At 36.3% G+C, this 11,861-nt stretch carries 12 protein-coding genes and 1 other RNA gene; 5 read left to right on the top strand and 8 right to left on the bottom strand.

Annotation, left to right across the window (positions count from 1 at the left end; all coding sequences use genetic code 11):
* Positions 1-34 precede the first annotated feature (34 nt).
* The 5 genes from ACE38V_RS04485 to ACE38V_RS04465 are packed head-to-tail and all read left to right on the top strand — an operon-like array spanning position 35 to position 2,760.
* Positions 35-724 carry a Crp/Fnr family transcriptional regulator gene (locus ACE38V_RS04485; RefSeq protein ID WP_375839986.1) on the top strand — a complete coding sequence of 230 codons (690 nt, stop codon included), beginning with the start codon at positions 35-37 and terminating at the stop codon, positions 722-724.
* A 13-nt stretch (positions 725-737) separates the two neighbouring features.
* Positions 738-974 (top strand): DUF2249 domain-containing protein, encoded by a 237-nt coding sequence (locus tag ACE38V_RS04480; RefSeq protein WP_375839985.1) that lies wholly within the window; start codon positions 738-740, stop codon positions 972-974.
* 4 nt (positions 975-978) lie between these two features.
* Positions 979-1,185: a DUF2249 domain-containing protein gene (locus ACE38V_RS04475; RefSeq protein ID WP_375839984.1), complete on the top strand. Its 207-nt coding sequence runs from the start codon at positions 979-981 to the stop codon at positions 1,183-1,185.
* Positions 1,186-1,202: 17 nt separating this feature from the next.
* Positions 1,203-2,447, top strand: coding sequence for a hypothetical protein (locus ACE38V_RS04470; RefSeq protein ID WP_375839983.1), 1,245 nt, complete (start codon positions 1,203-1,205; stop codon positions 2,445-2,447).
* 13 nt (positions 2,448-2,460) lie between these two features.
* Positions 2,461-2,760, top strand: coding sequence for a metal-sulfur cluster assembly factor (locus tag ACE38V_RS04465; RefSeq protein ID WP_375839982.1), 300 nt, complete (start codon positions 2,461-2,463; stop codon positions 2,758-2,760).
* 66 nt (positions 2,761-2,826) lie between these two features.
* Here the strand turns inward: ACE38V_RS04465 and ACE38V_RS04460 are convergent, their stop codons facing one another.
* From ACE38V_RS04460 to ACE38V_RS04425, 8 genes are all read right to left on the bottom strand, one after another.
* Complete coding sequence (locus ACE38V_RS04460) at positions 2,827-4,737, bottom strand: ATP-dependent DNA helicase (RefSeq protein WP_375839981.1); 1,911 nt, start codon at positions 4,735-4,737, stop codon at positions 2,827-2,829.
* A 117-nt stretch (positions 4,738-4,854) separates the two neighbouring features.
* Positions 4,855-5,997: a THUMP domain-containing class I SAM-dependent RNA methyltransferase gene (locus tag ACE38V_RS04455; protein WP_375839979.1), complete on the bottom strand. Its 1,143-nt coding sequence runs from the start codon at positions 5,995-5,997 to the stop codon at positions 4,855-4,857.
* Positions 5,998-6,007: 10 nt separating this feature from the next.
* Entirely contained in the window at positions 6,008-8,080 is a 2,073-nt protein-coding gene (locus tag ACE38V_RS04450; protein WP_375839978.1) for a sensor domain-containing protein, read from the bottom strand.
* A gap of 216 nt (positions 8,081-8,296) precedes the next feature.
* An RNA gene (gene rnpB, locus ACE38V_RS04445) (RNase P RNA component class B) lies at positions 8,297-8,697 on the bottom strand.
* A 75-nt stretch (positions 8,698-8,772) separates the two neighbouring features.
* Positions 8,773-9,078, bottom strand: a complete 306-nt coding sequence (gpsB, locus tag ACE38V_RS04440; RefSeq protein ID WP_375839977.1) for a cell division regulator GpsB — start codon at positions 9,076-9,078, stop codon at positions 8,773-8,775.
* A gap of 83 nt (positions 9,079-9,161) precedes the next feature.
* Entirely contained in the window at positions 9,162-9,710 is a 549-nt protein-coding gene (locus ACE38V_RS04435; protein WP_375839976.1) for an SLOG family protein, read from the bottom strand.
* Positions 9,711-10,023: 313 nt separating this feature from the next.
* A complete protein-coding gene (locus ACE38V_RS04430; protein WP_375840139.1) occupies positions 10,024-10,122 on the bottom strand; it encodes a CotD family spore coat protein in 99 nt (32 codons plus the stop codon).
* Positions 10,123-10,554: 432 nt separating this feature from the next.
* Positions 10,555-11,838, bottom strand: coding sequence for a ribonuclease H-like domain-containing protein (locus ACE38V_RS04425; protein WP_375839975.1), 1,284 nt, complete (start codon positions 11,836-11,838; stop codon positions 10,555-10,557).
* Positions 11,839-11,861: the final 23 nt, after the last annotated feature.

The raw sequence follows: 11,861 nt of genomic DNA, 5'->3' as shown, positions 1-11,861 counted from the left end.
AAAAAGAAATATTTGTTTTGTAGTTGGTGATTAAATGAGAATAGAAGAAATTACAGAAAGATTAATGAGTGTTCCATTATTTAATGATTTATCAAAGGAGGAAATACAACCCTTCGTCTCGATTGCAAGATATCGTTTTTACAAACCAAAAATGTATGTCTTTATGCAGGGAGATCCACTTGAAAATGTTTATTTCGTCCATTCTGGGCGGGTCAAAATTTTTAAAACAGAAGTCACAGGGAAAGAGCAAATTGTCTCCATTATTGAAGCTGGTGGAATGTTCCCGCATGCAGGCTTCTTCCGAAATGGAAATTATCCTGCCTTTGCGGAAATTATGGATGATACCCATCTGCTGATGATTCCGATTCAAAAATTCGAGGAAATTTTAATTTCCCACCCAGAGTTATGCATTAAGCTCTTTAAAGTGCTTGGAGGAAAAATAATTGAATTGCAATCTCGCTTAGAGGAGCAAATCCTTCATAACACCTATGAGCAAATTATTATGTTATTATTGCGCCTATGTAAAACAAATGGTGAAAAAATCGGAGATATCTATCGAATCACCACTTCATTTACAAATCGTGAGCTTGCCAATATGATAGGAACTTCACGGGAAACGGTTAGCAGAACGTTAAATGGCTTAAAAAAGAAGAAGTATTTAATGACTGATGAAGACGGATTCTTTCTTATTAATGTGAAAGATCTTCATCAAGAATTGCTATAAAGGAGAATAAATGATGAGTCAAAAAATCGTTGAACTAGATGTAAGAGAAGATATAAAAAACAAGCTGGAACCATTTCAAAAGATTATGGAGGCTATCAGTAGTTTAGAGGAAAATGATGTATTCATCCTCCATGCTCCCTTTAAGCCCGTCCCATTATTTCCGGTATTGAAAGGAAAAGGATTTACGGGTGAATCAGAAAAAATCGAAAGTAAACATTGGAAAATTACCTTTACGAAGCAAGGGGGGTAGGAAAATGATTTTGGATAACCGCGGACTTGAGCCACCGCAACCCATGATGCGAACATTAGAAGCCTTACAAAATTTAGAGAAAAACGAAACTTTAACCATTATCAATGATCGTCGGCCCATGTTTTTGTATGAACAGCTTGATGAACTCGGATTCCATCATCGAACAGAACCAAGAGAGGATGGAAGCTACCAAATTACTATATTTAAATAAGAAGGGAGGCTGTCAGCATGATTCCACAAACTACAGGAAATGAAACGAATATCAAGCTTCCTTTTTCCTTTATCTTATTAGGCTTAGCTGCCTTTATCGCATCACAGATCATTCTATTAATCTATGGAAATAACCTTATCATAGGTAGTTTTCGGATACCGGCGATATGGTCTGCTGCTCACTTGTTTATTCTTGGCTGGGCAGTTACAACTGCGATGGGTGCAATGTATCAACTTGTACCTGTTGCTTTTTTAACTCCGATTTGGAGTGAAAAATTAGGATTTTTTCAGTTTTTTATTACAGCAATTGGAATCCTCTGGTTTGCACATGCCTTGTTTCATGCACCTGAAACAGCACTTATCCCAGCAGGATTAACGGTTTTAGGAATATTGCTATTTTTATTGCAAATGCTACTGACTCTAAAAAAGCAAGCAAAACCTAATGTCCTCACACTATTTGTAGGAACTGGACTAATCTGCTTTCTATTAACAATTCTTTTGGGAATCTCCCTTGTCTTTAGCTGGAAAACAGGATTTCTTGGCAGTTATTACCAACCTGCTTTCAAAAGCCATTTATTACTTGGAACCACCGGATGGTTTACACTTCTCATCTTTGGATTCTCTTATAAAATGGTTCCGATGTTTTCTCTTTCCCATGGCTTCACGATGAAAATGGCAAAATGGGTTTTCATTACGTATTTCATCGGTTTAGTTACAACTGTTTATTCATTTTTTACGAATAGCCAACTATTTCTGATATTGGGGCTTGGGTTGTTATTTTTCGGATTTACCCTATTTTCTCTGCATATCAGGCATATTTTGAAAAAGCGAATTAAAAAGAAACTAGATCGGCCATTCAAGTTTGCTTTGTTATCCATTGTTTGGGGCTTTCTTATTCATCTCTTAGCAGTACTCACTGCCCTATTCGGACATTTTGACGATTGGGTCGCTCCACTTATGTTTGCTTATATCTATTTATGGATTGCCTTAAGCATTATGGGCTATCTATATAAAATTGTCCCTTTTCTCTGGTGGACCCATAAATATAGTAAGGAAATTGGGAAGAAAAATGTACCCGTGTTAAAGGATATGATAAATGATAGACTTGCTGTCCCACTTTTTATCTCAGATATTATCGGGGTTTTGCTAGTAGCAATTTCCATCGGGATTAAACAGACACTTCTCTTTTATATTGGACAAGCGATTTTTTGCCTAAGTGCTATCGTTTTTAGCACCACCATAGCCTTAGTAATGAAAAAATAAGGAGGAATTATTGATGAATGAAATCATTGATCAAATTCGCACACAACTTAAATTTGTTTTAGATCCAGAACTAGGAATTAATGTCGTCGACCTTGGTTTAATTTACAATATTGAAATCATAAATGAAGATACCGCTAGAGTTACCATGACTTTAACTACACCTGGCTGTCCTTTACATGATAGTATCGCAACCGGTGTGAAATATGCCGTCTTAAATGTTGAAGAAATCAAAAATGTCGATGTCGATATCGTTTGGGAGCCTGCGTGGTCTCCAGAAAAAATGAGTGACGAAGCCAAAAGGGCATTAAGATAATGATTGGTAAGCCAAAAGGTTAAAAAAGCGGAGAGGTTTTTTAATGAAAAGCCTCTCCGCTTTTTTTCATAGTGGAACCGGTAGGACCGATTTAACTTTTTCAATGATGTCCAATTCCAACTCTTCTTCTAGTAAGATATGGACGATTCCCTTATCCTCACTGCTTCTTATTAGACGTCCTACACCCTGTCTTAACCGTAACAGCATATAAGGCATATCCACCTCTGCAAAAGGAGTCTTAACACCTTCCCTTTTTGCTTCAAAGACGGGATCATTCGGTGGAAATGGCAAGGAATAAATGATCACATTTTGAAGAGAACTTCCTGGAATATCAAGCCCCTCCCAAAGATGAGTCGAGCACAAGACAGATGTCTCATCATTTTGAAATTGCGAAACAAGGGCGCTAATTTCCCCATCACCTTCAAATAATAGCGGAAAATTGGTTTTCCCCTGTGCAAATGCTTTAAATAACCCTAAATCTTCATCATTCGTAAATAACACAAGTCCCCTGCCACCAGAAGCTTTCAATTGCTCTAAGGTATATTCCCATTTCTTTTTTGTATCTTTAACAGGAAATACAGGCATTTGAATGGTCATGTTTTGTTCATAATCAAAAGGAGAAGCAACTGTAAATGATAAATAATCATCAATCCCTAAGCTTTTAGCCATATAGTCAAAAGATTGATTATCTGATAACGTTGCAGAAGAGAAAATAAATGGTTTTTTCTGTGAGAAAACTTCTTCTCTAAGAATATCTTCAACCATTCTTGGCATGATCACCAATGTTCGTTCACCCTTATTCTCTTCAAACCATATAATTCCTTTTAATTCACCAAGGAAAAGCGAAAGCGAGTAGGTAATTTGCTCCAAATATTCTTCAACAATTTTTAAATCATATTCATTTATCACATACATTTCGCTTTCGAAAACAAGCTCTTCCTCAAGAGAGGATAGCAGATCAAAAAGCTTTTTCGCCTGAAGAATGATCTCACTTGTTTTCGTAATTCTTTTTTTCTCAGAGCCTAAAGAGGTTGAAGCCTCTCCTGTTAACATTTGAAAAAAGGTTTCATTTTCATAAATTGCCTCTTCAATCAAATGCAAGGTTTTCTCCCTTACATCATTGGATAATAGTTTCGTCAGCAACGTCTCCATTGTCCGCTCTGACAATCGATAAGTTAAAGCCTTTTGACTGGCAAATTCTAATAAATGTCCTTCATCAAAGACGACGCAGGAGGCTTCTGGAAGCAATGGAAGCTGTCCTTCTCTTTTTCGAGAATCCTTCGTCCAAATATGCTCCATATAGAAATCATGCGAGCAGATGATGATGTCACTAGCTTTACGGTAATAATCGCGATGGAGAGTCATCCCACAGCGATGCCGTTTATCACAAGTAAAACAATCCTGCAACGGATCCCAGCCAATTTCCTTCCAATTTTGATCGGTTAATTCTGGGTAATCCTTTCGATCACCATAACGGTTAAACTGCTGCATGGATGCACCAGAGTGAACAAAATGAGGCAGCTGTTCGTAGACGTCGCTATAGATATCCTCAAGATTAACCACATTATCCAATTTATTTAAACATAAGTACTGATTTTGCGATTTTGCTAACCGAACATCAATGTTTAAGTTTAACACTTGTTCTAATTTCGCAATATCCCCTTCTTTTTTCACAAGCTGCTCAATTAGGGTTTCATCCGCGCATGCAATAATCGCCGGCTGATTAGTCATTCGCGCATAGCAAATAGCATAGAGCAAGTATACAATCGTCTTCCCTGTACCTACTCCTGCTTCAGCAAAAATGACTTTTTTCTCTTTAAAGGCTTTTTCTAGCTGATAAGCCATAAATATTTGCTCATCGCGTAATTCAAAGCCAGCCTCCGGTAAAATATCATAAAAAACGTCCCCAATCCATTCACCTAATTTATCGTAGAATGATTCAGTTACTGAAATAGAAAATGGTAATTGATTCTGCATGTAGTCCTCCGTTTTGAATGAGAAAAAACTGGCAAACGACCAGTTTTCAAATATAAATCATGTTTATTGAAATTATTTTTCCTTATTAAAGACTGTGAGAGGATAGCCTATCCTCTGCTAATCTTTCTTTTTTGGTGGTCTCTTCCCCCAGAATTGATAATAATCTGTTTTAATAAAACCATTAAATAGTTTACGCTTTTTAGTGGCCGTTCTCCCATAAAATTGTTCAAATTGTTCATGAGAGGTTAACATATAGATGGACCAGGTTTCTAAAGGAGCAAAAGCTTGTCCCATGTCCTGATACATTTTCTCTACAGATGGCTTATCTCCGAGACGCTCACCGTAAGGCGGATTTCCAACGATAACTCCATATTCCTTCGTGGTCGTAAAATCCTTCACCTGCATTTGTTTAAATTGAATCATATCTCCAAATCCTGCTTCAAAGGCGTTATCACTTGCAATTTTGACCATACGATGGTCAATATCGCTTCCGATAATATCTAATTCCTGATCATAGTTTGCAAGACTCTCTGCTTCATCACGAGCTTGATCCCAAACACGCTCCGGAATCCAATGCCATTTTTCTGAAACATAATCACGATTAAACCCTGGCGCAATATTTTGACCAATCAACGCTGCCTCAATCGGAATGGTTCCAGATCCACAAAACGGGTCAACAAAGGGACGATCTGCGGTCCAATTCGTTAATAATACTAATGCAGCAGCTAGAGTTTCCTTTAATGGAGCCTCCCCTTGTCCAGCGCGATATCCCCGTTTATGGAGACCGCTTCCGCTAGCATCTAAAGTGATTAATGCAATATCTTTGTGAAGGGCAACCTCAATCCGGTATAATGGTCCGTTTTCCTCAAACCATGTGACCTGTTTGTATTGCTTTCTCATTCGTTCGACTATTGCTTTTTTCACAATGCCTTGGCAATCAGAAACACTAAAAAGCTTTGATTTTACCGATTTCCCGATAACAGGGAATTCTGCATTAACGGGTAAATATTGTTCCCATGGAAGTGCCTTTGTTTTTTCAAATAACTCATCAAAAGTGGTTGCTTTAAATTCACCAATTTTGATTTTAATGCGGTCCGCTGTCCTTAGCCAAAGATTGGATCTGACAATAGCAGACTCATCTCCAGTAAATGAAATTCGTCCGTTTTCAACTTGACATTCATATCCTAAATCTCTTACTTCTTTTGCAACAATGGCTTCTAAACCCATTGCGGATGTCGCAATGATATTATATTTAGTCATTTTTTCACCCTTATATATCGATTTCTCTATCCCAAACATCCAGAAAATCAAGTAATTCTGAAAAGGTAAGAGGTTCTGTTATATAGTATCCTTGAATGAAATCACAGCTCTCATTCAATAGGAATTGAAATTGTTTTTGATTCTCCACACCTTCTGCAACTACTTGTAAATGAAGCTTATGAGCCATTGTGATTATGGCTTCTACAATAGAGGCATCCTCATGGTAGGAACATGATTTTTGGATAAAGCTTTGATCTATTTTTAATGAATCAATTGGAAAACGATTTAAATAGCTTAAAGAAGAATATCCGGTTCCAAAATCATCAACCGATAGTTTAATCCCTAATTTTTTTAATTTCACTAGTTTATCAATTGTTGCAGAAGCATTGGTCATAATCATACTTTCAGTCAGTTCGAAGTCGATAAAATGAGGATTCACATTTGTTTCATTAATGATATGAAGCACTCTCTTATATAAATCATCTTGGTTAAAGTATAAAGCTGATATATTGATATTCATCCTCATTTGCGAAAAACCAGCAAGCTGAATTTGCTTTAAATCTTCAAATGCCTTCCTAATGACCCAATCGCTAATCGGAAGAATTAAACCCGTTTCTTCCGATAAAGGAATAAAATGACCGGGGAATATAACTCCTAGATCCTCTTGATTCCAACGTAATAAGGCTTCAACCCCATTGATCTTCTTTTTCTTCATATCGAGGATTGGATGATAGACGAGAAAAAACTCATCCTTATCCAAGGATTTCCGCAATTTGGTTTCCATTCGAAAATAAGTTGACTCATTTTCATGAAAGTCTACATGGTAAAATTCAAACTTATTTCTTCCCATCGATTTGGCTTTATACATCGCCTTATCAGCATTTCTTACAAGATCTTCCTTTGTCATACCATCATAGGGATACAAACTTATGCCAATGCTTGTTGAAACATAGATTTCTTGGTTTTCGATTAAAAAAGAATGAGCTAATGAATCTATAATTTGCTGAGCAGTCTTTTTTGCTTCCTTTGGATGCTTTATATTAGGAAGAACAATAACAAATTCATCCCCTCCCAGCCGCGCAATTATATCCTTATTTTTCAATAAGCTTTTTATTCGCACAGAAACGTGCTTCAAAAGCATATCCCCATAATTATGGCCAAAAGTATCATTGATATACTTAAAGCGGTCTAAATCGAGAAAAAGCAGGGCAAGCTGCTGTTTATGCCTGTGTGCTGTATTTAATATAGATTGAAGCCGTTCATTGAGAGAATGTCGATTTGCAACTCCAGTCAAAGTATCCATATGCGCAAGCTGAATTAATTGCTCCTCAGCAAGCTTACGATCGGTTATATCTGAAAATACAGCAACAAAATTCGTTACTTTTCCATTCTCATCCTTTATGGAGCTAATATTAATCCATTCCGGATATATTTCTCCATCTTTTCTTTTATTCCAAATTTCACCTTTCCAATTTCCAAAATTAATTATATCTTCCCACATATTTTGATAAAAACACTCATCGTGAATTCCAGATTGCAGTATACTAGGATTTTTCCTAAACACCTCAGCTTCTGAATAACCGGTAACAATTTCAAACGCAGGGTTTACTGATATGATTCTTCCACTTAAATCCGTGATTAATACCCCTTCGCTTGTATTTTCCAATGCCTTTTCAGCCAAAATCAGCTCATTTCTGGCACTTTTTTGTTTGGACATATCACGAAAGACAACACAATAGTGAGAAATCGTATTCTCGGAACTTTTAACCGCTTGGATATTCATCCATTCTGGATAGATCTCTCCATTTTTCCTTCTCTTCCAAACCTCTCCCACCCATTTTCCTTGACTTTTCAGTTCTTGGAGCATCTTCTTGTATTGAAATTTATCAAGAAATAATTGTGAGAGTTCAATATCGACTATTTCCTCTTTGGAATATTGAGTAACCTTTTGCGCCCATGAATTGAGCGAAAGAATATGTAAATGTATATTTAAAATCAGGATTCCTTCTTGTAAATGCTCAATAATCATATTTGATAACGAAGGATTCGTATCCATCAAATCATAAAGCTGTTTATTCCCCACACTTAAATCCCCCAATGAATAATAAACGTTATATATTTAAAGACAGTGATAATCATCCCTTAACATCTATTATATAGTGAAAACTAGGGCAACTATTAATTAAAATAAGTCTAAGTTAGGAATATTTTTCAACTAAATCATTCTATCTACCAACAAAATAAGACTCCCCACAAAATCGGAGAGCCCTTATATGCATTATCATTTCCATTAATAGCGTTCTATAAGCCATGTTTTGTTCCATCGTACTGCGAACGACAAACGTCTTGTACTCCGGTGGTAATCATCTATCTACAGATTGTAAGAACAATCTGTCCTTCTCTCTCGTTCGTTTCCTTAGAGAAGGTGCCCCTACCATAATTTGGGTTTCTCGCTCGTGGGGTTTACCTCGTTCCACCCTTTCCATTTCTGAAAAGGCTACGTCACTGTGGCACTTTCAAAGTATTCACACCATATCCATAGGACTTAGGTGCTTTCCCTGCCGTCAACAAGGACGAACCTTGCTGCCCTAGCTTATGACTTCGCTAGGCACGAACACTACGAGCATCTCAGCTACGTGCGAGCATGGACTTTCCTCTACAATTCGCAATATTCGCTCCTTGCAGCGATTACCCGAACGTTATTAACGATACTTTCATAGTATACGCAACATCGATACAAAAATCAAGACATTTCATCTTGTAATTATATCCATATTAATCGTATAGCTTATTTCCAAAAACATGCTTTTCAAGATTCGATAATCTCATCAAAATATCAAAATTTGTGGTTCCAGCAGCAGCTGTTTGCGTGCTCGGTCTTCTTGAAGATTCTTCAACCTGCTTCTTCAAACGCAAATTTTCTTGCTGCAATTGCTCAATTTCCTGATGGAGGGTTTCATAGTCCTTAATTATTAAATCTAGAAATTTATCCACTTCTTCTTGTTTATATCCACGGACAGCTGTTTTAAATTCTTTTTCCAAAATATCCTTCGCGGATAATTTCATTTTATCAGAAAGCATCCAAATCACCTCAATAAACACCAATCATCATTTTTATTTTTTCAAAAATAATTGAATTTGTCAATTTATCTTTCAATTATCCTTTATTGATTTTCTTCCTCCACAAGCAACTGCAAATCATAAAAAGTAATCAATCTTAAATTGTATTCATGATTTTGTTCATAATCCCTTGCTGCTCGATATAAATATTTAGGGCTTCCTTCCTTTTCTTCATCATAAAAAAGAAGAAGAACATCACTTTTTTCAATAAGAAATTGATTCTTTACCCGAAATTGCCATGGGGCTTCATATTCTTTTTTGGTAATGGAATCGACAAAATCTGCCTGCATGAGCACCATTTCATATAATTCTTGATTGCTTTCACTCCAATTTTTCTCTTGATTCAAAAATGGGGTAATTACAGCAAGCTTTAATTCTGAATGATCTTCCATTTGCAAATCAAAAACGACCTCTGCCGTCCACAACTCCGTACCAAGTTGACCGCTAATAATAATCCATTCTAATCCATCATCAATTAAGCTTTCGAGCTGATGCTTAATAGCCTTTTTTATATAAGCAATACTTGGATGATTTTGTTTAAAAATGCCCAATTCCTGGGGTTTATACCCTGATACGAATACAATTTTTTCCAATCTTCTTTCTAGCCCACTCTCTTATGTATAGTTTTCACATAACTATGCTACCATAAACGTATCAGACTAGCACGAAACTTAGCAGCAATGCCTGCAATTTTTCTCCTATTTTAAAAAAACTATTGATGAGAAAGAAAAGAACCGATTTTGACATCGGCCTTAATCAAACTCATCTCATTTACCTTCCAAAATACGGGAAGTCCCTACCAGGAACAAATCTAGTACCCGCTACGGGACCATGCATAGGGCCAGGATAAACTAACTGTTGATTTGTCACCACGTTAGCCATTGACTGAGAATGGGGAAAATAGTGTTAGTGTTTATGCTGAATATTAATATGATTCACTGTCGTTGTATGTGAAGGATGAATGTGTGGAACCACATTATTTATAAAATTATGTTCACACAGCATTTTGTAGGATGCACGACAGGTGGAAAAACAGTACCGGGAAACCAAGACATACATGAAACTCCTCTCCTTAAACTTGTAAACATGCTCACACTAACAAGCTATAAAGAAAGGCAATATCTTGGCTAAACAGGATACCTATTTTTCACATTTTCATATAATATAAGCAATTCGCTTAGTTTCTAAATCTTTTTACATAAATGAATAAAAACTATCCCTTAAGCCCGTAAATAAAAGAACTGTTATACAAATGATTACAAAAAACATAACAAGAATCGCTCTGTACATTTCATCACCCAATATTTTTTTCTTATAAATCATCAATTCACTATTTTAGCGTCATTAGGTGGTACTGACAACTAGGAATTTATGGCTTTTTCTTGAATGTTTTTAGAAATATCTTGCCCAAAATCCAAACATGAAATCCTTTTTATATTAAGTATGAAGCCTAGTGAGTTTTCCCTTTAATCGTTCGATTCTTTTATCATTATCTTCTTTGCATTTTCTATTTTTACGGATTTCTTCTGATTCCTTCAGCAAAATCTTTTTATTCGCTTCCATCGCATAATGCAAGGCTTTGGCATACTTTTTTTCTTGATGTTCATATATCTTTGAAAGCTCAATACAAGCTTCCACATGAATAGTATCCTCTTGAACCGCTATCTCTTCCCATATGACCTTTGCCATATTCCAATCCTTTTGCTTTTTATAATTCAAAGCTAATTCATGCTTCGCTTTATTAGGAATTTTTCCAGTGCCCTTGGAAACCTCTGAAAAAACTTCCTTAGCAGTATCTATCTCACCTAAAGAGGCATACCATCTTCCAACTTCAAATTTTTCATTAGAGGTTTGATTGCGATCAAGCTCCAAAAGCTGGAAGGTTAAATGCGTATATAAGGTGATTAAAGAGAGGATATCAATTTCATTATGCTTCATTATTCCAAGCATTCCATCCGGCTTTTGATTTTCAACATAATCAAAATAAATCATCGGAGCCAAAAAGCCCGGAATATCATCTTCTCTTTCAATTCCAAGTATTTCCTTTTCTACAGTCGCGAGCTTTAGACGATCAAGCTTATGCCTCCATATTCTACGCGATGCATGATACAAATCAAAGTGACCAAAAGACGGTAATTTGGGCACATGCTCTCTTATCAAGGTATGCCTCGTTTTTACCTGTGGCCAATCAAATGCTTTGCCATTATAAGTAACGAGAGTTGTGTAATCGATAGATTGGAGAAAACTATAGTAGAAAGGAATCTCTGCACCAGGATTAGGTAAAATATGTTGTCGCAAAACAATCGCGTTCTCTTTTACACTGGCCTGTCCTAGAAGAAAAATCGAGTTGCCAGCCCCTCCCCCAAGACCTGTTGTTTCGGTATCAAAGAAGAACAAATCCTCTGCAGCAAACCCCCGCGCCGAAAGTGGATGCTCTATATCCGATTGATTCCATGCTTCCACGGCTTTTAAAAAATCAGAAAACCGATATCTCCCATGCATTCGATCAAGTGAATATTTTACTTCCTTTACTAAACAATAGGAACCATCAAAATAATATGGAGTTACATTCTCCTCCTTCCATTCATCAAAATATGGAATCATTTCCATGGAAGTCTCTTCTTGTTTGAAAGGACTCAATGTTTTTAAATCTTTATTTATTTTATTTTCATTGTTTGCTAAATAAGGTTTTAGCCGATTTAGTTTGGATTTAATAGACATCCTGAGACACTTCCTTTAACCAC

The organism is Cytobacillus sp. Hz8, from assembly GCF_042263505.1.
Lineage (GTDB): Bacteria > Bacillota > Bacilli > Bacillales > Cytobacillaceae > Bacillus_BE.
This window is presented reverse-complemented; position numbering and strand designations above follow the sequence as displayed.